This is a genomic window from Planosporangium spinosum (assembly GCF_049999945.1).
GTDB lineage: Bacteria > Actinomycetota > Actinomycetes > Mycobacteriales > Micromonosporaceae > Planosporangium > Planosporangium spinosum.
Genome location: NZ_JBLYUB010000002.1, coordinates 279,131 through 303,867, shown reverse-complemented (window position 1 = coordinate 303,867; position 24,737 = coordinate 279,131). Strand labels below are relative to the sequence as shown.

The 24,737-nt window shown below is 72.4% G+C and carries 25 protein-coding genes and 2 pseudogenes; 13 read left to right on the top strand and 14 right to left on the bottom strand.

The window, feature by feature from the left end:
• Positions 1-26 precede the first annotated feature (26 nt).
• The 6 genes from sufD (at position 27) to ACNTMW_RS04155 (ending at position 4,413) form a co-directional block, all read left to right on the top strand.
• Positions 27-1,172, top strand: a complete 1,146-nt coding sequence (gene sufD, locus ACNTMW_RS04180) for a Fe-S cluster assembly protein SufD (protein ID WP_426631995.1) — start codon at positions 27-29, stop codon at positions 1,170-1,172.
• A gap of 73 nt (positions 1,173-1,245) precedes the next feature.
• Positions 1,246-1,563: a non-heme iron oxygenase ferredoxin subunit gene (locus ACNTMW_RS04175; RefSeq protein ID WP_426632141.1), complete on the top strand. Its 318-nt coding sequence runs from the start codon at positions 1,246-1,248 to the stop codon at positions 1,561-1,563.
• Entirely contained in the window at positions 1,560-2,333 is a 774-nt protein-coding gene (gene sufC / locus ACNTMW_RS04170) for a Fe-S cluster assembly ATPase SufC (protein WP_426631994.1), read from the top strand. The genes ACNTMW_RS04175 and sufC overlap by 4 nt, the downstream gene beginning before the upstream one ends.
• A 12-nt stretch (positions 2,334-2,345) precedes the next feature.
• On the top strand, positions 2,346-3,605 hold the full coding sequence (locus ACNTMW_RS04165; RefSeq protein WP_426631993.1) for a cysteine desulfurase: 1,260 nt from the start codon (positions 2,346-2,348) through the stop codon (positions 3,603-3,605).
• On the top strand, positions 3,602-4,069 hold the full coding sequence (gene sufU / locus ACNTMW_RS04160) for a Fe-S cluster assembly sulfur transfer protein SufU (RefSeq protein WP_426631992.1): 468 nt from the start codon (positions 3,602-3,604) through the stop codon (positions 4,067-4,069). Before ACNTMW_RS04165 ends, sufU begins: the two co-directional genes overlap by 4 nt.
• Entirely contained in the window at positions 4,066-4,413 is a 348-nt protein-coding gene (locus ACNTMW_RS04155) for a metal-sulfur cluster assembly factor (protein ID WP_426631991.1), read from the top strand. Before sufU ends, ACNTMW_RS04155 begins: the two co-directional genes overlap by 4 nt.
• A 56-nt stretch (positions 4,414-4,469) precedes the next feature.
• Here the strand turns inward: ACNTMW_RS04155 and ACNTMW_RS04150 are convergent, their stop codons facing one another.
• Positions 4,470-5,156, bottom strand: coding sequence for a DNA alkylation repair protein (locus ACNTMW_RS04150; RefSeq protein WP_426631990.1), 687 nt, complete (start codon positions 5,154-5,156; stop codon positions 4,470-4,472).
• A 32-nt stretch (positions 5,157-5,188) separates the two neighbouring features.
• Here ACNTMW_RS04150 and ACNTMW_RS04145 point away from each other — a divergent pair, with 32 nt between their 5' ends.
• Positions 5,189-5,887 carry an acVLRF1 family peptidyl-tRNA hydrolase gene (locus ACNTMW_RS04145; RefSeq protein ID WP_426631988.1) on the top strand — a complete coding sequence of 233 codons (699 nt, stop codon included), beginning with the start codon at positions 5,189-5,191 and terminating at the stop codon, positions 5,885-5,887.
• Positions 5,888-5,890: 3 nt separating this feature from the next.
• On the opposite strand, the gene ypfJ is transcribed toward ACNTMW_RS04145, so the two are convergent.
• Positions 5,891-6,820, bottom strand: coding sequence for a KPN_02809 family neutral zinc metallopeptidase (gene ypfJ, locus ACNTMW_RS04140; protein ID WP_426631987.1), 930 nt, complete (start codon positions 6,818-6,820; stop codon positions 5,891-5,893).
• 291 nt (positions 6,821-7,111) lie between these two features.
• Between ypfJ and ACNTMW_RS04135 the strand changes: the two genes are divergently transcribed.
• Positions 7,112-8,722 (top strand): ABC-F family ATP-binding cassette domain-containing protein, encoded by a 1,611-nt coding sequence (locus ACNTMW_RS04135; protein ID WP_426631986.1) that lies wholly within the window; start codon positions 7,112-7,114, stop codon positions 8,720-8,722.
• Between the two features lie 67 nt (positions 8,723-8,789).
• On the opposite strand, the gene ACNTMW_RS04130 is transcribed toward ACNTMW_RS04135, so the two are convergent.
• Positions 8,790-10,157 carry a hypothetical protein gene (locus ACNTMW_RS04130; protein WP_426631984.1) on the bottom strand — a complete coding sequence of 456 codons (1,368 nt, stop codon included), beginning with the start codon at positions 10,155-10,157 and terminating at the stop codon, positions 8,790-8,792.
• Positions 10,158-10,295: 138 nt separating this feature from the next.
• Here ACNTMW_RS04130 and ACNTMW_RS04125 point away from each other — a divergent pair, with 138 nt between their 5' ends.
• The 4 genes and pseudogenes from ACNTMW_RS04125 (at position 10,296) to ACNTMW_RS04110 (ending at position 13,608) form a co-directional block, all read left to right on the top strand.
• Positions 10,296-10,523, top strand: a complete 228-nt coding sequence (locus ACNTMW_RS04125) for a helix-turn-helix domain-containing protein (protein ID WP_167925291.1) — start codon at positions 10,296-10,298, stop codon at positions 10,521-10,523.
• A pseudogene (locus ACNTMW_RS04120) lies at positions 10,520-10,765 on the top strand (enoyl-CoA hydratase-related protein); the annotation flags it as partial. The gene ACNTMW_RS04125 and the pseudogene ACNTMW_RS04120, both read left to right, overlap by 4 nt.
• A 111-nt stretch (positions 10,766-10,876) precedes the next feature.
• Positions 10,877-11,419, top strand: a pseudogene (locus ACNTMW_RS04115) (enoyl-CoA hydratase/isomerase family protein); the annotation flags it as partial.
• 239 nt (positions 11,420-11,658) lie between these two features.
• Positions 11,659-13,608 (top strand): ABC transporter ATP-binding protein, encoded by a 1,950-nt coding sequence (locus tag ACNTMW_RS04110; protein ID WP_426632140.1) that lies wholly within the window; start codon positions 11,659-11,661, stop codon positions 13,606-13,608.
• On the opposite strand, the gene ACNTMW_RS04105 is transcribed toward ACNTMW_RS04110, so the two are convergent.
• Positions 13,602-14,363 (bottom strand): SDR family oxidoreductase, encoded by a 762-nt coding sequence (locus tag ACNTMW_RS04105; RefSeq protein WP_426631983.1) that lies wholly within the window; start codon positions 14,361-14,363, stop codon positions 13,602-13,604. The genes ACNTMW_RS04110 and ACNTMW_RS04105 overlap by 7 nt on opposite strands.
• 127 nt (positions 14,364-14,490) lie before the next feature.
• On the bottom strand, positions 14,491-15,090 hold the full coding sequence (locus ACNTMW_RS04100) for a TetR/AcrR family transcriptional regulator (RefSeq protein WP_426631982.1): 600 nt from the start codon (positions 15,088-15,090) through the stop codon (positions 14,491-14,493).
• Between the two features lie 255 nt (positions 15,091-15,345).
• Here ACNTMW_RS04100 and ACNTMW_RS04095 point away from each other — a divergent pair, with 255 nt between their 5' ends.
• Positions 15,346-15,993: an HAD family hydrolase gene (locus ACNTMW_RS04095; RefSeq protein ID WP_426631981.1), complete on the top strand. Its 648-nt coding sequence runs from the start codon at positions 15,346-15,348 to the stop codon at positions 15,991-15,993.
• 110 nt (positions 15,994-16,103) lie between these two features.
• Here ACNTMW_RS04095 and ACNTMW_RS04090 read toward each other — a convergent pair whose 3' ends face one another.
• The 9 genes from ACNTMW_RS04090 to ACNTMW_RS04050 form a co-directional block, all read right to left on the bottom strand.
• Positions 16,104-16,487: a VOC family protein gene (locus ACNTMW_RS04090; protein ID WP_426631980.1), complete on the bottom strand. Its 384-nt coding sequence runs from the start codon at positions 16,485-16,487 to the stop codon at positions 16,104-16,106.
• Between the two features lie 152 nt (positions 16,488-16,639).
• Positions 16,640-16,885 (bottom strand): DUF2630 family protein, encoded by a 246-nt coding sequence (locus tag ACNTMW_RS04085; protein WP_426631978.1) that lies wholly within the window; start codon positions 16,883-16,885, stop codon positions 16,640-16,642.
• A 38-nt stretch (positions 16,886-16,923) separates the two neighbouring features.
• Complete coding sequence (locus tag ACNTMW_RS04080; RefSeq protein WP_426631977.1) at positions 16,924-17,349, bottom strand: hypothetical protein; 426 nt, start codon at positions 17,347-17,349, stop codon at positions 16,924-16,926.
• A gap of 11 nt (positions 17,350-17,360) precedes the next feature.
• Positions 17,361-20,228 (bottom strand): aconitate hydratase, encoded by a 2,868-nt coding sequence (locus tag ACNTMW_RS04075; protein WP_426631976.1) that lies wholly within the window; start codon positions 20,226-20,228, stop codon positions 17,361-17,363.
• A gap of 236 nt (positions 20,229-20,464) precedes the next feature.
• Complete coding sequence (locus ACNTMW_RS04070) at positions 20,465-21,046, bottom strand: hypothetical protein (RefSeq protein ID WP_426631975.1); 582 nt, start codon at positions 21,044-21,046, stop codon at positions 20,465-20,467.
• Complete coding sequence (locus ACNTMW_RS04065; RefSeq protein ID WP_426631974.1) at positions 21,043-22,404, bottom strand: hypothetical protein; 1,362 nt, start codon at positions 22,402-22,404, stop codon at positions 21,043-21,045. Before ACNTMW_RS04065 ends, ACNTMW_RS04070 begins: the two co-directional genes overlap by 4 nt.
• The gene (locus ACNTMW_RS04060; protein WP_426631973.1) at positions 22,401-23,210 is read right to left on the bottom strand and encodes an ABC transporter ATP-binding protein; all 810 of its coding nucleotides are present in this window, start codon (positions 23,208-23,210) and stop codon (positions 22,401-22,403) included. Before ACNTMW_RS04060 ends, ACNTMW_RS04065 begins: the two co-directional genes overlap by 4 nt.
• Positions 23,211-23,254: 44 nt before the next feature.
• Positions 23,255-24,124 (bottom strand): cupin domain-containing protein, encoded by an 870-nt coding sequence (locus ACNTMW_RS04055; RefSeq protein WP_426631972.1) that lies wholly within the window; start codon positions 24,122-24,124, stop codon positions 23,255-23,257.
• Positions 24,121-24,681, bottom strand: coding sequence for an RNA polymerase sigma factor (locus ACNTMW_RS04050; protein ID WP_426631971.1), 561 nt, complete (start codon positions 24,679-24,681; stop codon positions 24,121-24,123). The genes ACNTMW_RS04055 and ACNTMW_RS04050 overlap by 4 nt, the downstream gene beginning before the upstream one ends.
• Between the last annotated feature and the right edge of the window lie 56 nt (positions 24,682-24,737).

The window sequence follows — 24,737 nt, the reverse complement described above, 5'->3', positions numbered from 1 at the left end:
CAAGCTCTAACCATCAGAAGGACAGCATGACTGACACCATCGCGCCGCCGAAGACCAAGTCCCAGGCGTTGCGCTCCTACGATGTTGCCGACTTCCCGGCGCTGACCGGCCGCGAGGAGGAGTGGCGGTTCACGCCGCTCAAGCGGCTGCGCGGGCTGGCGACGGCGACCGGCGACACCGTGCGCGGCACCGCGCCCAAGCCCGAGTACGGGCAGCTCCCGGCCGGCGTGAGCGTCTCCACGGTGGACCGCGAGGACCCGCGCGTCGGCTCGCTGCTGACCCCGTTCGACCGGATCAGCGCGCTCGCCTACGGCGCCGCCGACTCCGCGCTGCTGATCAGCGTCGCGCGCGGCGCCGTGCCGGAGGAGGCGGCCGTGGTCCGCCTCACCGGGGGCGGTGCCGACGGTCTGGCCTTCGGGCACACCTTCGTCGAGGTGGGTGAGCTGGCCGAGGCGACGCTCGTGCTGGAGCAGGTCGGCTCGACCACCCTCGCCGACAACGTCGAGGTGTCGGTCGGCAACGGTGCCCGGCTGACCTTCGTGACGGTGGCCGACTGGGCCGCCGACGCGGTGCAGGCGCAGCACGTCAAGTTCCGGCTGGGCCGCGACGCCAAGGTGACCCACGTGCAGGTGTCGCTCGGCGGTGACCTGGTCCGCCAGTTCACCAGCGTCGAGTACGCCGACCGGGGCGGCGACTGCGAGTCCTACGGTCTCTATTTCGCTGACGCCGGCCAGCACCTGGAGCACCGGCTGCTGGTCGACCACGCGGTCCCGGACTGCCGCAGCTACGTGGCCTACCGGGGCGCTCTGCAGGGCGCGGACGCCCACACCGTCTGGGTCGGCGACGTGCTGATCCGGGCCGAGGCGACCGGCACCGACACGTACGAGATCAACCGCAACCTGGTCCTGACCGACGGGGCGCGCGCCGACTCGGTGCCCAACCTGGAGATCGAGACCGGTGAGGTCGCCGGCGCCGGGCACGCGAGTGCGACCGGAAGGTTCGACGACGAACAGCTGTTCTACCTGATGGCCCGGGGTATCCCGGCCGAGGAGGCGCGCAAGCTGGTCGTCCGTGGCTTCTTCAACGAGCTGCTGGGCAAGATCCCGGTCGAGGACCTGCGCGAGCGGCTGGCCGACGCCATCGAGGCGCGGCTGGCAGAGGTGAACCAGTGAGCGAGCGGACTATGGAGCTCAGCGCGTTGGTGCCGCATGACGCCGCTGGGCGGAGCGAGGCGGCGGCATGAGCCTGGTCCGGATCTGCCCCGCCGCAGACGTCGCCAAGGGCGAGGTCATCGCGGTGACGGTGGACGACACCCCGCTGGCGGTCGTGCACTGCGAGGACGGCACCTTCCACGCCGTCTACGACGAGTGCTCGCACGCGGCGATCCCGCTTTCGGAGGGCGAGGTCGACGGCTGCACGCTCGAGTGCTGGCTGCACGGCTCGCGCTTCGACCTGCGCACCGGCAAGCCGAGCGGGCCGCCGGCCACCGAGCCCGTACCCGTCTATCCCGTCGAGGTCCGCGACGGTGACATCTACGTGAACCTGAGCGAGGAGAGCAAGTGAGCACCCTGGAGATCCGCGACCTGCAGGTCTCGGTCAAGCTGCCCGAGGGCGAGCTGAAGCCGATTCTGGCCGGGGTCGACCTGACCGTCCGGTCCGGCGAGACGCACGCGATCATGGGCCCCAACGGCTCGGGCAAGTCGACGCTCGCGTACTCGCTCGCCGGTCACCCGAAGTACGAGGTCACCAGCGGCACCGTGACCCTCGACGGCGAGGACGTCCTCGCCATGACGGTCGACGAGCGCGCCCGCGCCGGCCTGTTCCTGGCGATGCAGTACCCGGTCGAGGTGCCGGGCGTGTCGGTGGCGAACTTCCTGCGCACCGCGAAGACCGCGATCGACGGCGAGGCGCCGAAGCTGCGCACCTGGGGCAAGGAGCTCAAGGGTGCGATGGAGCGGCTGCACATGGACCCCGCGTTCGCGCAGCGCAACGTCAACGAGGGCTTCTCCGGCGGTGAGAAGAAGCGGCACGAGATCGTGCAGATGGAGCTGCTCAAGCCGAAGATCGCGATCCTCGACGAGACCGACTCCGGCCTCGACGTCGATGCGCTGCGGGTGGTCAGCGAGGGCGTCAACCGCGTCCGCGACACCGGCGAGACCGGCCTGCTGCTGATCACGCACTACACCCGGATCCTGCGGTACGTGAAGCCGGACTTCGTGCACGTGTTCGTGGCCGGCCGCATCGTGGAGGAAGGCGGCCGCGAACTGGCCGACAAACTGGAAGAGGAAGGCTACGAGCGGTACCTCACCGGTGCCGGTCCCGCGAGCGCATAGGACGGAGTTTCGATGACGGCCACCCTCCCGACGTACGACGTGGAGACCGTGCGGGCCGACTTCCCGATCCTGGGTCGGCTCGTCAACGGCAACCCGCTGGTCTACCTGGACTCGGCGGCCACGTCACAGAAACCTCGACAGGTCCTGGACGCGCTGCGGGCGCACTACGAGCAGTGCAACGCCAACGTGTCCCGCTCGGTGCACACGCTCGGCACCGAGGCGACCGAGGCCTTCGAGGGCGCGCGGGCCAGGGTGGCCGCCTTCATCGGCTCGGCCAGGCCCGACGAGGTCGTCTTCACGAAGAACTCCACCGAGGCGATCAACCTGGTCGCGCACGCCTTCTCGGAGCGCGCGATTGATCCCCGGTTCCGGCTGGGGCCGGGCGACGAGATCGTGATCTCCGAGATGGAGCACCACTCCAACATCCTGCCGTGGCAGCTGCTGTGCGAACGGACCGGCGCGACGCTGCGCTGGTTCGGCCTCACCGACGACGGCCGGCTCGACGAGTCGAACCTCGATGCGCTGGTCAACGAGCGGACCAAGCTGGTGTCGGTCGTGCACGTGTCCAACATCCTCGGTACGGTCAACTCCACCGACCGGATCGTGGCCCGGGCCCGGCAGGTCGGGGCGCTGGTCATGCTCGACGCGTCGCAGTCGGTGCCGCACCTGCCCGTCGACGTCGCCGCGCTCGGGGTGGACTTCCTGGCCTTCACCGGGCACAAGATGTGCGGGCCGACCGGGATCGGCGGGCTGTGGGGCCGGTACGAGCTACTGCTGGCGATGCCGCCGTTCCTCGGTGGCGGCTCGATGATCGAGACGGTCACGATGCAGCGCTCCACGTACGCGCTGCCGCCGATGAAGTTCGAGGCGGGCACGCCGCCGATCGCCGAGGCGGTCGGGCTCGGCGCGGCGGTGGACTACCTCACCGGTGTCGGCATGGACGCCATCCACCAGCACGAGAAGGACCTCGCCGGGTACGCCCTGGAGGCGCTGGCAGGCGTACCCGACCTGCGGGTCATCGGGCCGCAGACGGCCGAGGGCCGGGGCGGGACGATCTCGTTCGCGCTCGGCGACATCCACCCGCACGACGTCGGCCAGGTTCTCGACGCCGAGGGTGTGCAGGTACGGGTCGGTCACCACTGCGCCCGCCCGGTCTGCGCGCGGTTCGGCGTACCGGCGACGACCCGCGCGTCGTTCTACCTGTACACCACGACCGGTGAGGTGGACGCGCTGGTGCGGGCGTTGGAGAAGGTACGGAAGGTGTTCGGGTGACGGGCGTGGACGACCTGTACCAGGAGATCATCCTGGACCACTACAAGCACCCGCACGGCCGTGGGCTGCGCGAGCCGTACCGGGCCGAGGCGCACCACGTGAACCCGACCTGCGGTGACGAGGTGACCCTGCGGGTCGATCTGGCCGGTGACACGATCACCGACGTGTCGTACGACGGCATGGGCTGCTCGATCAGCCAGGCCTCGGCCAGCGTGCTGCACGAGACGATGGTCGGCCTGCCAGTCATCGAGGCCCTCGCGCGCCACGACGCGTTCACCACGCTCATGGCCGGCCGCGGCCAGGTCGAGCCGGACGAGGACGTGCTGGGCGACGCGGTAGCGTTCGCCGGGGTGGCCCGGTACCCGGCGCGCGTCAAGTGCGCGCTGCTTTCCTGGATGGCGTTCAAGGACGCTCTCGCGCGGGCCGCCGCGGAGGAGCCGACAGTGGAAGGACAACCGTCATGAGCGAGGCCACCGCTGCCAAGAAGGCGGCTCTCGAGGACGTCGAAGAGGCGATGAAGGACGTCGTCGACCCCGAGCTGGGCATCAACGTGGTCGACCTCGGCCTGGTGTACGGCATCCACGTCGACGACGAGAACGTGGCGACCCTGGACATGACGCTGACCTCGGCCGCCTGCCCGCTCACCGACGTGATCGAGGACCAGGCCCGCCAGGCGCTGTGTACCGGCCCGGGTGGCGGGCTCGTCAACGACGTCCGGATCAACTGGGTCTGGATGCCGCCGTGGGGCCCCGACAAGATCACTGACGAGGGGCGCGAGCAGCTTCGGGCGCTGGGCTTCAACGTTTAGATCTTCACGATCTTGGGCGGGTGGGCCGGCCATGGGCGGCCCACCCGTTCACGATTTCAGACGTTTCTGAGGGCCTCGCGCACCGACAACGGCGACAGCACGCGTTCGTGTGCCCGCACGAACGCGCGCACGCTGTCGGGATCGAACCTCGCGTACTCCCGCAGCGCCCATCCGATCGCCTTGCGGATGAAGAAGTCGCGGTGCCCCGCCCGGGCCAGACAGTACCGGAACAGCCGGTCGGCGTCGGTGTGCTCGCGGTAACGCACCTGATGCAGGATGGCCGTACGCACGAGCCACAGATCGTCGTCGCGCAGCCACCCGTCCAGGGTCGCGACGGTCTCCGGGTGGCGGGCCACGATCGGGCCGACCAGGTGGGCGGCGAGCGCGTCGACGGTGTCCCACCACGATTTCGTGGTGACGAGGGTACGGGCCGTGACCAGGAACTCCGGCGAGCAGGTGCGAGCGTCGCGGGCCAGCCAGTCGCAGGCGAAGTACTGGTATTCACGCTCCGGACGTTCCCAGCACGCGTGCGCGGCGGCGCGCAGGTCGTCCTCGTCGGGCCGGGCCAGACCAGCGAGGACCTCGCGGGACAGCGCCCGCCGCTGTGGCGTCGGGATACCGAGGAACGCGAACTGGTCGCGCATGTACGCGCGCATCGGGCCCGCCTTCGCCGCGTCGGCGGCGCTGCCGAAGCTGGCGCGAAGGCGGTCCAGCACGGTCCGCGCGAGCGGGGTGAGATCCATCCGGCGATCGTGCCAGTTATCGTCGGCTTGTGGTGAGCAGGCCGGCGGCGGGTGGTGGACGGTGGGTCGAGGTCGACCCCGAACGACTCGGCCGGTGGCTCTCCGGGTTCGTCGAGCGGCACGGTGAGGTCCAGACGAGGCCACTCGCCGACGGTCTGGAGATGCGCGCCGCCGACGGCGAGGTGGCCGAGTGTCACCTGCTCACCGGCTCCGCGACCGATCTCGACGAACTGGTCGCCGAGGCGCTGCGCCCGCGGCGGCTCGGCCTGCTGCTGGTACGCCGGGGTGGGTTCGGTGTCGGCGTCGCGGCGGGCACCGACCTGATCACCTCGAAGGTCGGCAGCCGGTACGTGCAGAGCCGTACGGCGGCCGGCGGCTGGTCGCAGCAGCGATTCGCCCGCCGCCGCGACAACCAGGCCCGCGCCGCCGCCGGTGAGACCGCCGACGTGGTGGCGCGGCTGCTGGTACCGGCGGTCGGCGACCTGGACGCGGTCGTGACCGGGGGAGACCGGCGCCTGGTCGACGAGGTGCTCGCCGACGCCCGCCTGGCGGCGTTGCGGCCGTTGCGGGCCGGGCGCTTCCTCGACGTACCCGATCCGAAGTTGACCGTGCTGAAGGCGGCCGTGACCGCCGCGCGGAGCGTGCGCATCCGCCTGTCCGAGGGGCCCGGACAGCGCGGTGGCCCCGGACCGGCCGGGGCCACCGACTCCGCGTACGGCGGTCAGGCGTAGGGCCTAGCCGTTGCCGAAGGTGTCGCAGGCGCGGGCGTCACCGCTGGAGTAACCCTGGTTGAACCAGCGCTGGCGGTCCGCGGACGAGCCGTGGGTGAACTTCGACTCGTCGACGCCGCCGCCCATCTTCTTCTGGATCGCGTCGTCGCCGACCGCGGCGGCCGCGTCCAGCGCCTGCCGGACGTCGGAGTCGGTGACGGAGGTGAACAGGGCCTGGCCCTTGGCGTTCCTGGTCTGGGTGGCGTGGTTGGTCCACACGCCGGCGTAACAGTCGGCCTGCAGCTCCAGCTTCACCGAGTACGCGTTGGCGTTGTTCGGGTCGCGCTGCTGCGCGCGGCGCATCTGCGCCTCGGTGCCGAGCAGGTTCTGCACGTGGTGGCCGTACTCGTGGGCCAGTACGTACGGCTGCGCGAACTCACCCTTGGCGCCGAACCGGCTGGACAGCTCGTCGTAGAAGCTCAGGTCGATGTACACCTTCTTGTCGCCGGGGCAGTAGAAGGGCCCCACGCCGGAGTCGGCCTGTCCGCAGGCGGTGGTGACGTTGCTGGAGAAGAAGTGCGTGGGCGCCTGGGTGTACTGCTTGCCGAACGTCTGCGGCAACGCGGTCTGCCAGTACGCCTGGATCGAGTTGACGTAGAGCAGGTTGCGGCAGTCGGTGTTCTTGAACCGGTCGGGGTTGCTCGTGGCGCACCTCTGCGCCAGGGAGCTGTTGTCGCCCTGGCCGCTGCTGCCACCGCCGCCGAGCATGCTGCGGCCGAGCGTGCCGCCGCCGACCAGCAGGCCGATCACCACGACCACGATCGTGACGATCAGGCCCATGCCGCCCCCGCCGATCGGGATGGGCAGGCCGCCGAAGCCACCGCCGCCGCCACCGGCCCCGCGGGCGTCCTCGACCTGGCTGGTATCCAGGTCCGCGTTCTCGTTGAGTTCCATCTCGACCTCGATCGCCGCTCATGTCTTCAAAAATGACGACTGCCGCGCATATGACCGCTATCACCGCTGCACCGGAACAGGTCCGCGCGTCCGGGTCGTACCCTACGACCCCGGTCGATAATCGTGGTGCGGGCCGGCGTGGGGGAGCGGGTACACTGGTTGCCGTGCTCGCCCGCAGAGACTGACCTGTTCCCCGCCGACCGCTTGAGCGTCCCACGCCGACGGCTTGAGTGGGCGGCGTTGCTGTGTGTCCGGTCAGTGACGATTCGTTGAGAGAGCGAGCTTTCCCGCATGATTACCGCTTCCGCCCTGGAACTGCGCGCCGGCGCCCGGATCCTGCTGGCCGACGCCACCCTGCGCATCCAGCCGGGTGACCGGATCGGCCTGGTCGGCCGTAACGGCGCGGGTAAGACCACGACCCTGAAGGTCCTCGCCGGTGAGGGGCAGCCGTACAGCGGCACGGTCGAGTCCCGTGGGCCCGTCGGCTATCTTCCGCAGGACCCCCGTACCGGCGACCTGGCCCAGACCGCTCGCGACCGGGTGCTGTCCGCCCGCGGGCTGGACGCCCTGATGACCGAGATGAACAAGATCGAGGTGGAGCTGGCCGGCTCCCCGCCGCAGCGCGACGCGCTGCTGCGCCGCTACGGCACCCTCGAGGACCAGTTCGCCGGCCTGGGCGGGTACGCCGCGGAGGCCGAAGCGGCCCGGATCTGCGCGAACCTGGGCCTGCCCGACCGGGTGCTGGAGCAGCCGCTGGGCACACTCTCCGGTGGTCAGCGCCGCCGCATCGAGCTGGCGCGGATCCTGTTCCGCGACTCCAGCGAGACCGGTGGCGGCATCCTGCTGCTCGACGAGCCCACCAACCACCTCGACGCCGACTCCATCACCTGGTTGCGCGGCTTCCTCGGCGGGCACAAGGGCGGCCTCGTGGTGATCAGCCACGACGTCGGGCTGCTCGACGCGGTCGTCAACAAGGTGTGGTACCTCGACGCCAACCGGTCCACGATCGACATTTACAACCTCGGCTGGAAGGCGTACCTGGAGGCGCGCGAGACCGACGAGCGGCGCCGCCGCCGGGAGCGGGCCAACGCCGAGAAGAAGGCCGGTGCGCTGATGGCACAGGCCGACAAGATGCGGGCCAAGGCCACCAAGGCGACCGCGGCGCAGAACATGGCCAAACGTGCCGAGAAGCTGCTGTCCGGCCTGGAGGAGGAGCGGGTCTCGGACAAGGTGGCCAAGGTCCGGTTCCCGGCCCCGGCGCCCTGCGGCAAGACCCCGCTGACCGCCAGGGGGCTGTCCAAGAGCTACGGCTCGCTGGAGATCTTCGTCGACGTGGACGTGGCGGTCGACCGGGGCTCGCGAGTGGCGATCCTCGGGCTCAACGGCGCGGGCAAGACGACGCTGCTGCGGATGCTCGGCGGCTACCTGGAGCCCGACACCGGCGAGGTCGTCCCCGGCCACGGCCTGCGGATCGGGTACTACGCCCAGGAGCACGAGACCCTCGACGTGGACCGGACGATCCTGGAGCACATGCGCTCGGCAGCGTCGGACCAGAACGACACCGAGCTTCGCAAGATCCTCGGCGCCTTCCTGTTCAGCGGCGAAGACGTCAACAAGCCGGCCGGGGTGCTGTCCGGTGGTGAGAAGACCCGACTGGCCCTGGCCACGCTGGTCTGCTCGGGCGCGAACGTGCTGCTGCTCGACGAACCGACGAACAACCTCGACCCGGTCAGCCGGGAACAGGTGCTCGACGCCATCGCCCGCTACCCCGGCGCCATCGTGCTGGTCACCCACGACCCCGGCGCGGTCAGCGCGCTCAAGCCGGACCGGGCGATCCTGCTGCCCGACGGGGTTGAGGACGCCTGGAGCGACGACCTGCTGGAACTGGTCGAACTCGCCTAGGTGTTCTGTCCCGAGAACGTAGCGTGACCCTGGCTGATCCCACCTGCGGCCGCCACGGCCGCACGTCTCACCAGGGCGTCGCCAGCACCGCCTCGACCACGACGGCGACTACCGCGCCGAGCGCGGCCAGCGACAGCGGCGCGGGCACCGGCGGGCCGGCCTGCCGCTCGGGCGCGACCGCCGCGACCGTGAGCCACGGGAAGAAGGGCAGCCAGGCGTGCTCGACGCCGCCCCGGGCCAGGCCGGCGAGCACCGAGAACAGCACGGCCACGCCCGCGCCGACCAGAAACGGCCAGGCCGGTGTGTTGCGTACCTTGCGCAGGCTGGCGAACAGCGGGGGCCCGGCCGCGAGCAGCAACGCCACCAGGCTGATCCCGCTCCACCACAGCGCGGACCGGTACGGCTCCACGCGGCTGGCCCAGTCGGCCTGCGCCACGGCCAGCCCGTCGGCCCAGGAGAAGCCCAGCAGGTGGGAGACGGCCAGCACCGGTACCAGCACGCCGAGGCCGCTGGCCAGGTTGAGGAACGGACGGCGGCGGGCGAAGTACAGCAGGACGAGGCCGAGGCCCAGCCAGGGCACCGAGTACGAGAACAGCGCGGCGACCCCGGCCAGCAGGCCGGCCACGGCCGCCCACCCGCCCGCGCGCCGGCCGGTACGCTCCCGCGCGCTGGCGTGTACCCCCGCCGTGATCATCGCCGCCCCGAGCATCGCGACGACGCCGTCCAGGCTGACCGCGGTCCACACCGCGTACGGCGCCAGCACCAGCACCGGAAGGTAGCGGCGGGCGGCCGTCTCCCCGCAGGCGCCCCTGACCGCGGCCAGGACCAGCGGGACGGCGAGCGTGCCCAGCGCGGTGATCAGCAGACCGAGGGTCAGGTTGTCCCGGACGCCCACGTGGTGCAGGGCCCACAGCAGCAGCACCGGCCCCGGTGGGTGCCCGCGCGCGGCCACCGAGAGCTGGTCGGCGTGCGCGGTGAAGTGCCGGATGAAGTGGGCCGGGTACTCGCCGACCGCGGCCAGGTCGGCCGGGTACTCGTCGGGCGAGCTGAGCGCGCGGGTGAGCCCGGCCGCTCCGTCGACGAGCGCCAGGGCCAGCGCCCAGCTCAACGCCGCGAGGTAGGACCAGCCGAGGACGAGCGGCCACCGTACCCGGTCGAGCCGGCCACCCGAGGCGAGGGCGATGACGCCGACGGCGACGGCCGGGGCGAGGAGGCTGGCCGGGCCGATCTGCAGCCGGTACCGGCCGAGGAACGGGGCGCTGGCCGTGCCCAGTTGCGCACCGGCGCGTACCGCCAGCGCGGTCAGGGCGAGGCCGGCCAGCGCGAGGACACCCCAACCGAGGGCGTCCCGCCACGATCTCGGTGTCGGTACGGGCGACCATACCGGCGGCGTCGGCGCGCCGGTGGCCGCCTCGACCTCCGCTTTGTGTATCACGGACCATCACGGTATCGGGTACCCGACACGGATGTGCGTGTCGGTTGGCGCGAGGTCGATATCTGGCGCATGATCGCCTGAGGCGGTCTAATAGGTGAGACCGCACCAACCGCTCAGTCTGGGACGTGAGGAATCAACATGGCAGCCACCGCCACCACCACCAGCACCGAGAAGGGTCGCCGGATCGTCGGAGCCGAACGCCAGACGCTCGCCAAGGATCTCGTGAAGCGTTACACGAGCGGTGAGAGCATCCGTGCGCTGGCTTCGTCGACCGGTCGTTCGTACGGCTTCGTGCACCGTGTTCTCACGGAGTCCGGAGTTCAGCTGCGCCAGCGCGGCGGAGCGCGTCGGCGGAAGAAGGCGTGACCGGGCAGCAGAATACGACGGCGAATTCGCCAGTCGGAGTACGGCTCGAACGCGAGGGGCCGGTAGCGACGGTCACGTTGTGCCGGCCCGACGTCCTCAACGCGCAGACACCGGACATGTGGGCGGCTCTCCGCGACTTCGCGCGGGAGTTGCCGGGCGACGTGCGCGTCGTCGTGGTACGCGGTGAGGGACGAGCATTCTCGGCAGGTCTCGACCTGTCGGTGGCCGGAGCGCTTACGCCGGGTGGCGGGGCGTCGGGGGGCACGGCCACGGGCGGCGCGGAAGGTCCGGCCACGGCCGGCCGCGGCACCGCCAGCGACGTCGCCGGCGCGGGTGAGCCGCCCGCGCCCAGCGGCTCGTTCGTCGATCTCGTGCGCCTTCCGCCGGAGCAGGCACGCCAGCGGATCGCGTTCTACCAGGAAGGGTTCTCCTGGCTGCGCCGGCCCGATCTGATCACGATCGCGGCGGTGCACGGGCACGCGATCGGGGCGGGTTTCCAACTCGCGCTCGCGTGTGACTTCCGTGTCGTCAGCGACGACGTGTCGTTCAGCATGGCCGAGGTCAAGCTGGGCCTGGTCCCCGACCTGACCGGCACCAAGCGTCTGGTCGAACTCGTCGGGTACTCCCGGGCGCTCGAACTGTGCGTGACCGGCCGTCGGGTGGGCGCGTCCGAGGCGGAACGGATCGGGCTGGCCAACCTGGTCGTCGGCCGGGCCGATCTCGACGGGGCGGTGGCCGACCTGACCGCCGCCGTGCTCGCCGGGAACCGCGACGCGGTGATCGAGATCAAGGCGCTGATCGCCGCGGCCACCGGCCGCGGGTTCGCCGAGCAGGAAGCGGCCGAGCGGGCCGCCCAGATCCGCCGTATGCGCGATCTCGCGGGCGTCGGCGAGTAAGTTCTCCTGCCGGCTCACCCGCGGGTGTCGGCGGGTGGCTCACGCCTGCGCACCGACGGATGACCTCCGGCCGGGGTGGTCGCGGTGACGAGCGACCGCCCCGGCCGGTGACGAACAGTTCCGGCCGGCGCGTAACCTGCGCTGGACGGCCGGGAAGAAAGCGCTCACACCGGTCGTTGTCGTTGCCGTCCGCGGCAACTGGCATGCGGGCGCGACGCGGAGGTGTGCCGGTGGGCCCGATGGGTGGCATGGGCGGCTGGGAGATGCTGCGCTCGATGCGGCGGGAGGGTGACCTCTCCGGCCGCACCGTGGGGCGGGAGACGGCGCGCCGCGTGCTCGCGTTCGCCCGACCGTACCGGCGCGACATCACCGTGTTCCTGATCACCGTCGTGCTGGCCGCGGGCATCGGGGTCGCCACGCCGGTACTGGCCGGACGCGTGGTCAACCAGATCACCCACGGCGGCGGGGGCGCGGCGCAGGCGGTCGTGCGTACCGCCCTGTGGATCGCGGGGCTCGCGGTCGCCGACGCGCTGCTCTCGCTGGCCCAGCGGTGGTACTCGGCGCGCATCGGCGAGGGGATCATCCTGGACCTGCGCACCCGGGTGTACGACCACGTCCAGCGCATGCCGTTGCAGTTCTTCACCCGTACCCAGACCGGCGCGCTGGTCAGCCGGCTCAACAACGACGTGCTGGGCGCCCAGCGGGCCTTCACCTCGACCCTGTCCGGGGTCGTCAGCAACGTCATCCAGCTCGTGCTCACCGCCGGCGTGATGTTCACCCTGTCCTGGCAGATCACCGTGCTGTCCCTGGTGCTGCTGCCGGTGTTCGTGCTGCCGGCGCGGCGGATCGGCCAGCGGCTGGCCACGATCACCCGCGAGTCGTACCAGCTCGACGCGAAGATGAACGCCACGATGACCGAGCGGTTCGGGGTGGCGGGCGCGCTGCTGGTGAAGCTGTTCGGCCGCCCCGACGCCGAGGCGGCGCGCTTCGGCGAGCGGGCCGCGCGGGTACGCGACATCGGCATCGAGTCGGCCATGTACAGCCGCACCTTCTTCGTGGCGATGCTGCTGGTCGCGTCGCTGGCCCAGGCGCTGACCTACGGTCTGGGCGGCTGGCTGGCGGTGCGGGGCGCGCTCAGCGCCGGCACCGTCGTCACCCTGGCGCTGCTGCTCACCCGGCTGTACGGCCCGCTGACCGCGCTGTCGAACGTGCGCGTGGACGTGATGAGCGCGCTGGTGTCGTTCGAGCGGGTGTTCGAGGTGCTCAACCTCACCCCGGGCATCGCGGAGAAGCCGGACGCCCGCCCGGTCCCGGCCGGTACCGGCCGGGTCGAGTTCCGCGACGTGCACTTCACGTACCCCAGCGCGGCGGAGGTGTCGCTGGCGTCCCTGGAGGACGTCGCCGCCCTCGACCGGACCAGGAGCGACCCGGTGCTGCGCGGGGTGTCGTTCACCGTCGAGCCGGGGCAGATGGTGGCCCTCGTCGGCCCGTCGGGCGCCGGCAAGTCCACCACCGCGATGCTGCTGCCGCGCGTCTACGACGTGACCGCCGGCAGCGTGCTGGTCGGTGACGTCGACGTGCGGGACGCCACGCTGGAGTCGCTGCGCGACACGATCGGCGTGGTCACCCAGGACTCGCACCTGTTCCACGAGACCATCGCCGAGAACCTGCGCTACGCCCGGCCCGGCGCCACCGACGAGGAGCTCATGGCCGCGCTGGACCGGGCCCAGGTCGGCGACCTGGTCCGCGAGCTGCCCGACGGCCTGGAGACCGTGGTGGGGGAGCGCGGGTACCGGTTCTCCGGCGGCGAGAAGCAGCGCATCGCGATCGCGCGGCTGCTGCTGAAGGCCCCGTCGATCGTGATCCTGGACGAGGCGACGGCGCACCTGGACTCCGAGTCCGAGGCCGCGGTGCAGCGGGCCCTCACCGAGGCGCTCACCGGCCGTACCGCGCTGGTGATCGCCCACCGGCTGTCGACGGTGCGCGACGCCGACCAGATCCTCGTCATGGACAAGGGCCTGGTGGTCGAGCACGGTACCCATGACGAGCTGGTGGCCGCCGGTGGGCTCTACGCCGAGCTGTACCGCACCCAGTTCGCGGTGGCCGACTCGCCGCGTCCGCTGACCGCCGACGTCGCCGTGCCGCCGGTGGTGGCCGCCGGCGGCACGCCCGAGTTCGTGGATCAGTAGGGGCGCAGCGCGCCGCCGTCGACGGGCAGGGTGAGGCCGGTGAGGTAGCTCGCCGCCGGCGAGAGGACGAACGCCGCGACCCGGCCGAACTCCTCCGGCTCGGCCATGCGGCGCAGCGGGATCTGCGCCTCCGCCTCCGCCCGGGCCTTCTCGGGGTTCCCGGTCGCGGCGAACAGCTCCTTGTTGCGGTCGGTCAGCACCCGGCCGGGCAGGAGGCTCACCACCCGGATGCCGCGCGGGCCCAGCTCGTCGGCCATGTCCTTGGCGGCGCCGGCGACGCCCGGTCGCAGCCCGTTGGAGATGCCCAGGCCCGGGATCGGCTGGCGGACCGAGGTGGACAGCACGAAGCCGATCGCGCCACCGGAGTCGAGGCGGTCCGCGACGGTACGCGCCATGCGGACCGCGCCGAGGAAGATGGTCTCGAACGCCGCCAGCCACTGCGCGTCACCGACCCGCAGCGCGGAGCCGGGTGGCGGCCCGCCGACCGAGACCAGCGCGCCGTCGAGGCGCCCGAACCGCTCGTACGCCAGGTCGACCAGGCGGGCGGGGGTCTCCGGGTCGCGCAGGTCCGCGTCGAGGCCGGCGACGCGGTCGGGGGCGCCGAGGCGCTCCATGGCCTCCGCCACCTCACCGCCCTGGCGCGACGAGATGACCACCCGCGCGCCCTCGGCCACGAGGCACTGCGCGGTGGCGAAGCCGAGGCCGCGGGAGGCGCCGGTCAGTACGTACACCCGGTCAGCGAGTCCAAGGTCCATTCCTGAATCCTAGGGAAGGCGCCGTCCGAGGACAGGCGCCGGTATCCGCCACGCCCACCCGAGGACGAGAACGACGACGGCCACGCCGGACCGGCGGACGCGGACTGGTCGGCGGACCGCAGGCGGCTCAGCCGCGTCGCCGGACGGTCTCCTCGACCAGGTCCAGCACCGACTCCAGGTCGTCGGCGGGGCGCCCGGTCCCCAGGTGCAGCACCAGGCCGTCGTAGGCCAGTTCGAGGAACTGGGCGAGCACGTCGACGGGTACGTCCGCGCGCAGCACACCGGCCTCGCGCTGGCGGTTGAGCCGCTCCCGGGTGGCCGCGGAGATCGCCTCAGACCGGGCCGCCCACCGCTTAGCGAACTCCGGATCGGTGCGCAGCCGGCGGGACACCTCCAACTGGGTGCCGAGCCAGCCGGCCACCTCCGGCTCGCCGGTCGCCTCCACGGGAGGCTCGGCGGCCCGGGCGAGCAGGTCCCGCATGACCTGGACCAGGCCGTGTTCGGCGACGGTGGCCACCATCGTGGCGGCGTCGTCCTCGGCGACGGCCAGGAACAGCGACTCCTTGTCGCGGAAGTGGTGGAAGATCGCGCCGCGGGACAGCCCGATCTCGTCCTCGAGCCGGCGCACGGTGGCGCCCTCGTACCCGTGACGGGCGAAGCAGGTCCGGGCGCCGGCGAGAATCTCGCGTCGGCGCGCGTCAAGCTGATCCTGACTCACCCTGGGCACGGATCGATCGTGACAGCAGGGCCCCGTCTCGTGCAATTTCCCGGGCGATCGTCACGTGTTCCGGGCGATCACCGCGGGGGCACCGGTAGGGCGTCGTCGGGCGTTGCCGGGCGCTGGTGGGGCGTTGCCGGGCGCTGGTGGGGCGTCGTGAGGCGGCGGTCGGGACGTCGCCGCCCCGGTATGGCGACGCGTTGCCGAGATCGGCGCCGGATGGGTACTGTCAGGGAACCGATACCGTGACGTAGGGTCCCCGGCGTGCCCCTGTTGCTACTCAGCCTCGACAACACGCTCATCGACCGCGACGGGGCCTTTCGCGCGTGGGGACGGGATTTTCTGGACAAGATCGGCGCCCCGGAGTACGACCTCGACTGGCTGCTGTCGGTCGACGCCGACGGCATGACCCCGGCGTGGGACCTGGCCGACGCGATCCAGGAGCGGTACCGGCTGCGCATCCCGTCCATCGACCTGGTGGAGATCGTTCGGGAGGGCCTGCTGGAGCGGCTGCGCCTCGACCCGTTGGTCGCCTGCGCCCTCGGCATCGCCGAGGACTCCGGCTGGGTGCCGGTGGTGGTCACCAACGGCGAGACCCGGTTGCAGGAGGAGAAGCTGCGCCGGACCGGCCTGGACCGCTACCTCGCCGCCTGGGTCATCTCCGAGGAGGCCGGCTGCCGCAAGCCCAACCCCCGCATCTTCGGCATCGCCGCGGAGCGGGCCCGGGTCCGGTTGCGGGGCGCGTGGCTGATCGGGGACGCGCCCGAGGCCGACATCGGCGGCGCCGAGGCCATCGGCGCGCCGAGCATCTGGCTCAACCGGGGTCGGACGTGGCAGGAGCCCCGGTTCGCGCCGACCCGCACGGTCGACAACGCGGTCGAGGCACTGGCCGTCCTGATGGGCGTCGAGTAGTCAACCGGTTGCGGCGCTGCTGAGGTGACGTTTGCGATCGTGGACAGGTGGACCGGTGGTAGGCGGGGCGTAAGCGGTCCACCTGTCCACGATCGCGGATAGGGGGACGGTCAGCCGTCGACGCGCTCGGCCGCGCTGCGCTCGACACAGAACTCGTTGCCCTCCGGGTCGACCAGGACGACCCAGCCCTTGCCGTCGGGCGTGCGCCGGTCGTCGACCTGGCGCGCGCCGAGGGCGAGCAGCCGTTCGACCTCCGCGTCGCGGGTACGCCCGTTCGGGCGGAGATCGAGGTGCAGGCGGTTCTTGACCGTCTTGCCCTCGGGTACCCGGATGAACAGCAGCATCGGGTGGCCGTCGGGCGGGGTCAGCCCGACCTCGTCGTCGTCGGGCCGGTTGTCGGGGTGGATGGGGAAGCCGGTGACCTGACTCCAGAAGCCGGCCAGCTCGTACGGCCGGGCGCAGTCGACGGTGACGCAGCTGATGGCGGAACTCACGGATGTCTCCTCGTCGGTGACGCCGGTGGACGGTGACGTCGACATCCTCGCACACCATCAAAACGATTTGACCGGTTATAACGCGACGACGCGAAGGGGAGCCCGACTCCGGTCGGACTCCCCTTCGCCTGACGGTTGGCGCGAGTGGACGGTTACTGGAGGTAGCCCTCGACCTCGTCGGTCGGGCGCGCCGTCTCGGCGTCCGGGTCGTCGCCGCGGTGACGGGCCGCGCGCCGCCGGCGCATGAGATCCCACAACTGGTCGAGCGACTTCTCGACCTGGCGGAGCCGGGCCTGCTCCTCGTCGGAGGACAACTCGCCGGCCATCACCCGCGACCGGAGCGTGCGCTCCTCGTCGACCAGGTGGTGGATGTGCTCGAGGATCGAGTTCTCGTCCATGTCGTCAAGCGTTCCACACGGCGCGTTACGGCGGTCGGTCAGTCCAGGATCCACTGGTTCAGGGCGAACCCGAACGGGGTGACCGACACGACCAGGTAGGCGCAGGTCGCCAGCGCCGCGACCAGGACCAGCCACCAGGTGCCTCGACGGGCCCGCACCCGGGGTACGGCCAGGTGCGGGGCGCCCGCCAGCAGGAGCAGCAGCGCGGGCAGCTGCCCGTACGTGACCGCCAGGAACACCAGGACGTACCCGGGGAGCAGCCACCCCGGTACGAAGTCCTTCGGGTCGACCGGTTCGGTCAACAGCTCGGCGTGGGTGGCGTGGGTACGCGCGACGGCGTACAGGCACAGCGCGCCCAGATACCCCAGGGGCGCCGCCAGCATGGCCGCGGCGAGCAGCCGGGCGCCGCGGGGCGGCCCGGCGGGCGTCGTCGGTGCTGTCACGGATGTCGTCGGTGCGCTCATGTGGATCGATGCTAGGCGCTCCGCGCGCGGGCAGGGTCCCCGTCGCGGGCTGGTTGCCCGCCACGGGCGCCGCGCATACGGCGCAGCACGTACTGCAGGATGCCGCCGTGCCGGTAGTAGTCGGCCTCACCGGGGGTGTCGATGCGCACCACGGCGTCGAACTGGAGGCCGGTGTCGGTGCTGACGGTCACCGCCCGCGGGGTGGTGCCGGCGTTGAGCGCCTCGATCCCGGAGATCGTGAACGTCTCGGTACCGGTCAGGCCGAGCGACTCGGCGTTCTCGCCGGCCGGGAACTGCAGCGGCAGCACGCCCATGCCGATCAGATTCGACCGGTGGATGCGCTCGTAGCTCTCGGCGATGACCGCCTTCACCCCGAGCAGCATGGTGCCCTTGGCCGCCCAGTCGCGCGACGAGCCGGAGCCGTACTCCTTGCCGGCCAGGATCACCAGCGGTACGCCGGCCTCGGCGTAGGCCACCGAGGCGTCGTAGATGGTGGTCTGCTCGCCGGTGAGGTGGTTGACCGTGAAGCCGCCCTCGACACCCGGGACGAGCTGGTTGCGCAGCCGGATGTTGGCGAACGTGCCCCGGACCATCACCTCGTGGTTGCCGCGCCGCGACCCGTACGAGTTGAAGTCGCGCCGGTCCACGCCGTGCTCGCTCAGGTACTTCCCGGCGGGGGAGTCGGCCTTGATCGAGCCGGCCGGCGAGATGTGGTCGGTGGTCACCGAGTCGCCGAGCTTGGCGAGCACCCGGGCGCCCGCGATGTCCGACACCGCCGCCGGCTGCGCGGGCATGCCCTCGAAGTACGGGGGCTTGCGCACGTACGTGGACTCGTCCGCCCACTCGAAGGTGTTCCCGGTCGGGGTGGGCAGCGACCGCCAGCGCTCGTCGCCGGCGAACACGTCGGCGTAGTCGCGCGAGAACATCTCGCTGGCGATGGCGGACGCGACCACGTCCTCGATCTCGTGGGCGCTCGGCCAGATGTCGCGCAGGTACACCGGCTGGCCGTCGCTGCCGGTACCCAGCGGCTCGTTGGCCAGGTCGATGTCCATCGTGCCGGCGAGGGCGTACGCAACCACCAGCGGCGGCGAGGCCAGGTAGTTCATCTTCACGTCCGGGTTGATCCGGCCCTCGAAGTTGCGGTTGCCCGACAGCACGCTGACCGCGGTCAGGTCGTTGTCGTTGATCGCGGCGCTGATCTCGTCCTGCAGCGGGCCGGAGTTGCCGATGCAGGTGGTGCAGCCGTACCCGACCAGGTTGAAGCCGAGCTTCTCCAGGTAGGGCGTCAGGCCGGCGCGCTCGTAGTAGTCCATGACGACCTTCGAGCCGGGCGCGAGGGTGGTCTTGACCCACGGCTTGCGGGTCAGCCCCCGGTCGACGGCCTTCTTGGCCAGCAGCGCGGCGCCGAGCATGACGTGCGGGTTGGACGTGTTGGTGCAGGAGGTGATCGCGGCGATCACCACGGCGCCGTGGTCGAGTTCGAACCGGCTGCCGTCGGCGAGGGTGACCTCCACCGGCTTGGACGGCCGGCCGGCGGCGCCGACCGCGGCCGAGATGAGGTCATGCGGCTTGTCGGCCGGGTCCGACACCGTGCCCACGGCGGGGGAGTCGCTGGCCGGGAACGACTCGGCGCTGGCCTCGTCGGCCTTGCCGGCGACGCCGTTCTGCGCCGCCTCGACCGGGCCGGGCACCGGCGCCTTCACGTAGTCCTTGAGCGCGGCGCGGAAGAGGGTCTTGGCCGACAGTAGCGGCACCCGGTCCTGCGGGCGCTTCGGGCCGGCCAGGGACGGCTCGACGGTCGACAGGTCGAGTTCGAGCCGCTCGGAGTAGACCGGCTCGGCCGCCGGGTCGTGCCAGAGGCCCTGCTCCTTGGCGTACGCCTCGACCAGCGCGACCTGCTCGGCCGACCGGCCGGTCAGGCGCAGGTACCGCACGGTCTCCTCGTCGATCGGGAAGATCGCGACGGTGGAGCCGTACTCGGGGCTCATGTTGCCGATGGTCGCCCGGTTGGCCAGCGGGACGGCGGCCACGCCGGGACCGTAGAACTCGACGAACTTGCCGACCACGCCGTGCTGGCGGAGCATCTCGGTGATCGTGAGCACGAGGTCGGTGGCGGTCGTGCCCTCGGGCATCTCGCCGTGCAGCTTGAAGCCGACGACCCGGGGGATGAGCATGCTGACCGGCTGGCCGAGCATCGCGGCCTCGGCCTCGATGCCGCCGACGCCCCAGCCGAGCACGCCCAGGCCGTTGACCATGGTGGTGTGCGAGTCGGTGCCGACCACGGTGTCCGGGTACGCCACGCCGTTGCGGGTCATGATCGTGCGGGCCAGGTACTCGATGTTGACCTGGTGCACGATGCCGGTGCCCGGCGGGACGACCTTGAACTCGTTGAACGCGGTCTGGCCCCAGCGCAGGAACTGGTAGCGCTCCTGGTTGCGCTGGTACTCCAGTTCGACGTTGCGCACGAAGGCGTCCTCGCGACCGAACAGGTCGGCGATGACGGAGTGGTCGATGACCAGCTCGGCCGGGGCGAGCGGGTTGACCTTCGTGGCGTCGCCGCCGAGGTCGCGCACCGCCTCGCGCATCGTGGCGAGGTCGACCACGCAGGGCACGCCGGTGAAGTCCTGCATCAGTACCCGCGCCGGGGTGAACTGGATCTCCACGCTCGGGTCGGCGTCGGGGTCCCACCCGCCGAGGGCCCGGATGTGGTCGGCGGTGATGTTCGCGCCGTCCTCGGTGCGCAGCAGGTTCTCCAGCAGGATTTTGAGGCTGTACGGCAGTCGCGCCGATCCCTCCACCTGACTGATCTTGTAGATCTCGTAGCTGGCGTCACCGACGCCTAGCTGGCTCCGGGCGCCAAACGAGTCGAGGCTGGCCACGTGTACTCCTCGCGTCAAGGTTGGTCGGCTAGCAGTGTCCCGCAGGTGGGGTCGGCCGGCTGAGCCGGGTCACCCCGGCGTGTCCTATCAAGAAAACCGTACGTCCGTCTTGTTATGTGCCGCAAGCTGATGATCGTCACATCGTGAACGTGTCGCGATCGGCCGACGTCATAACGGCGCGGACCACGAGTCGTCACGGCGCGGACCACGGTGGACGGTGGCGGGCCGGGGCGCGGTCAGCGGCGGGCGCCGCGAACCCCGTACGCGAGGAGGCCGGCCACGCCGAGGACGGCCGCGGTGACCGTGGCCGAGGTGGTACCCGACGGCTGGGCCACCCAGGTGAGCACCTCCCGGTGCCAGCCACCGCCCGTCGCGCCGAACAGCACGCCGGGCACCGCCGCGGCGACCGGGGCCATCCAGGCCCGGCCGGCACCGACGGCGGCGGCGACGAGGCCGGTGAGTCCGGTCAGGCCGGCGACATCGCGGGTGACCACCCAGCCACCGACCGTCCCGGCGCCGGCCAGCGCGACGGCGGCCAGGACGGCGGCGGCCACGGCCGCCGCGGCGGCGACCAGGTGCCCGGCGCGGCGGGATGGCCAGGCGACGCCCGCGGTGCGGTCGAGGTCCGGGTCGGCGCCGGCCAGCCCCGGGCCGACGACGGTGGCGCAGGCCGCGACCGCCAGCGCCGTCATCGCCAGCCGGGCGTCAGGATCATGGACCGCCCGGGCGAGCGAGGCCAGGGCGGCGGCGGTGACCAGCACGGCCCCGGTCGCCGCGGGGATCCGCCGGGACCGCACGTACAGCACCAGCCACCTCATCGTGACCCCGTGCCGACCAGCACGTCGAGCAGGTCCCGGCCGTCGCAGGCCAGCGCGGACGCGCGGAGCGCCGCCACGCGGGACAGCTGCTCGTCGGCGGGCAGCGTACGCAGGGTCTCCCAGGCCTGCCGGGCCTGCGCCGCGTGGTACGCGTCCGCCGGGGGCGCCTGGTCGAGCAGCCACGCCGCGGCGGCCAGCCGGGCGGCGTGGTGCCGGGCGACCGCGTCCGGCTCGGCGCTGTCGAAAATGGTGCTGCAGGCTCGGGTGCCGGCCCCGTCGACCAGCTCCCACAGCAGCTCGCGGGGCGAGCCGAGCCGGCCGTCGGCGTCGGGGTTCAGGTCCACCAGCACCGTGTCGGGGCGCTGGGGATCGAGGTGCTTCTCGATCCACCAGTTCCGGGCCTCGGCCACGGTGGTGGGTGCGCCGGGTAGCTTCGCGGCCAGGGCCGCCAGCGCCTGGCGGGCCGGTGCGCGCAGGTCGGCCAGGGCGGTGGCGTGCACCCTGGCGACGCAGACCCGGGGCGGCCCCGGGTCGCAGACCGGCGCGTACGCACCGGGGTCGGGCACGTAGGCGGCGTCGGCAGTCGTTGGCAAGACGGCCAGCGCCAGCACGGCGCCGAGCACCGACGGCGCGAGCGCCGCCAGCCGGGTACGGCGGGTGGCCGCCGCGTACAGGCCGAACGCGGTCGCCGCCAGCGCGGTGAACCACACCAGTTGGACCAGGCCGACCCTGGTGGTGACGGCGTAGAAGTCGGTGAGGGGCGGGGTCAGCACCGGTGACAGCAGCGTCGCGCCCGGCAGGTCGCCCGGGTCGCGGGGGTGGAGACTGCGCAGGACGGTCGGTACCCCCATCAGCACCGCGAAGCCGCCGACCGTCAGCGCAGGTGGCGTCAGCGGCGTCGACAGCAGGCTGCCGATCGCCATCCCCAGCCAGACCGCGCCGACCATGGTGAGGGCGCCGACCGCCACGACCAGCAGCGAGCCGGCCGGGAAGTAGCTGGCGGCGGGCGCGACCTGAGCCGCCCCGGCGGCGAACATGGCCAGGTACCCGGCGACGGCACCGAGCGCCAGGGCGACCGCGGTCGGCGCCACCCGCTGCCAGCGGGGCCGGGGGGTGGTGGCCAGCAGTTCGCCGATGCGGGCCCGGGACTCGCGGCGGGCCTGCCAGGCGCCCGCCCCGAGCGCCACCGGCCAGACCACGTACAGCTGTTCGCGCTGGTCCGCCGCGAGCGGCAGCCAGGCACCGCCCCAGGAGTTGACGACGAGGTACAGCAGTGCGGTGCCGACTGCCGCGACGGCGAGCGCCGCCCACCGGGCGGCCGACCGGCGCAGCTCGATCCGCAGGATCCGGGCGTTCACCGGGCATCACCGGCCGCCCGGTACCGGCGCAGCAGGACGGTGTACCCGCGCTCGGCCCGGCTGTCGCCGGTGCCGTCGCCGGTGGCCCCGGCGGCGTCCAGGTCGGCCGGCGTGCCCTGGAACACCAGCCGGCCGGACTCGATGAGTACCACGTCGGTGCAGGCGGCGGCGACGTCCTCGACGAGGTGGGTGGAGACCACCACGCAGCTGTCGGTGCCGAGCTCGCGCAGCAGCGCCCGGAAGTCCAGCCGCTGCTCCGGGTCGAGGCCCACGGTGGGCTCGTCGAGCAGCAGGATCCGCGGGTCGTTGACGATCGCCTGGGCGATCCCGGCGCGGCGCAGCATCCCGCCGGAGAGGGTCTTGAGCCGGTCGTCGGCGCGGTCGGTCAGGCCGACCCGGTCGACGGCGCGCTGCACCGCCCCGGGGATGTCACGCCCCGGCATCTCCTTGAGCCACGCCATGTACTCGACGAACTCCCGTACGGTGAACCGCCGGTAGAAGCCGAACTCCTGTGGCAGGTACCCGATCGCGCGGCGGACCGCGCGCAGGTCGAGGCGTCCACCCGCCGGCTGGCCCAGCAGTTCCAGCTCACCGCCGGCCGGGCGCAGCACCGTGGCGAGGGCCCGCATCAGCGTGGTCTTGCCGGCGCCGTTCGGCCCGAGCAGGCCGTGTACGCCCGTGCCCAGCGACAGGTCCAGCCCGTCGACGGCCATCCGTCGGCCGGCCCGTACCCGCAGGCCCGCGGCGCGGACCTGCCAGGCGTACGCCGTCGGGGCGGTCTCCGCGGTGCTCACCGCGCGTACCATCCAGTTCTCCTTGTCGTCGATGTGTGCCTGTCGGCGGGTGCGGTTCAGCGCCCACCGGGCAGCCGGGTGTAGGCGTCCCGGCGGATGATCAGCAGGACCGAGGTGACGGCGGTGAGCGCGGCCCACGCGGGCAGGCTGGTCGTGTCCAGGACGGCCGGTGGCCGCGCTGTCGCCAGGCTGGGCAGCACCACCACCGCCGCCCAGCCGATCGCGAGCCCCGCCGCGGCCCGGGCCAGGCCGACGATCTCGCCGAGGGCCAGGGCGCCGGTGGTGAACGCCAGGCAGGGCAGTAGCCACCGCGCCGGTGAGGTGCCGACCGCCAGGCCCGCCACGACCAGGACCGGCATGACGACGGCCAGCACGGCGAGGGTGCGCCGGAACACCAGGTACAGCCCGGCCCGTGGGGTGGCGGCGACCAGCTCGTGAGCGGGGTCGAGCCCGGGCCGCCAGGCGGCCGCCACCCCCAGCAGCGGCAGTACGGGGGCGAGCAGCAGGACCAGCGAGGGGGTCCGGCCGCCCTCGTCCGCCGTCACCAGGTCGAAGCCGACCGCCGTCAGTACCACCAGCACCGTGGTGGCCAGCCACGGCGCCACGGCCGGGGTCGCCCACCGCAGCGCCCGGGTGCGTACCGGTCGGTGCCGGCGGTCCCGGCCGGTGGTGCCGGCGTGCGCGGCGTCGCCGGCGACGCGCGCGTCCACGCCCGCCCGGACCCGTTCCAGCAGCGCGGTCGCCGCGGAATCCCGCCGGTGCAGCGTGGTTGCGAGCCGCTGCCGGCACTCCGGGCAGGACTCCAAGTGGACCTCGAGCGCCCATACCACGTCCGGGTCGACGCGCGCGTCGCCGGTGACGTACCGCTCCAGCAGCTCCGGCGAGGCGTGCGCGCCGCCGTCCGCCGGGTCCGGATGGATCCTCATGACAGCGCCTCCCGCAGTGCGAGCCGCGCCCGGCGGGCGCGGGTCTTCACCGTTCCCTCCGGCACTCCGAGCAGCAGCGCGGTCTCCCGGGTGGTCAGCCCGTCGAGCACCATCGCCTGCAGCACCTGGCGCAGCTCGGGCGCCAGCCGGCGCAGCGCCTCGCCCACCTCGTCGCCGACGCCGGCGGCCAGCACCTCGTCCTCGGCGGCGGGTACGGTCGCGGGCGCGAGGGCCGGGGGCGGTACCCGACCGTCGCGGGCCCGCCGCCGGAACGCGTCGACGAGGCGGTGCGCGGCAATGGTCCAGAGCCAGCCCACCGCGCTGCCGCCGGTACGGGCGCCGGCGAAGCCGGCCGCGGACCGCCACACCGCCAGGTACGTGTCCTGCATGACCTCGGCGACGAGGTCGTCGTCGCCGCAGCGCCGGCGCAGCCGGACCGCCAGCCACGGGGACGTGCGCCGGTACAGCTCGTCGAAGGCCGCCCGGTCGCCGCGGGCGACCCGGCGCAGCAGCGCCGCCTCGTCCGCCTCGCCCGGTGGTGGGGATCCGCGTCTCATGCCCGGACAGACGTTCGCGCGGAGCGGTTCGGTTCTCGACGGCGTGCGATCCCGCC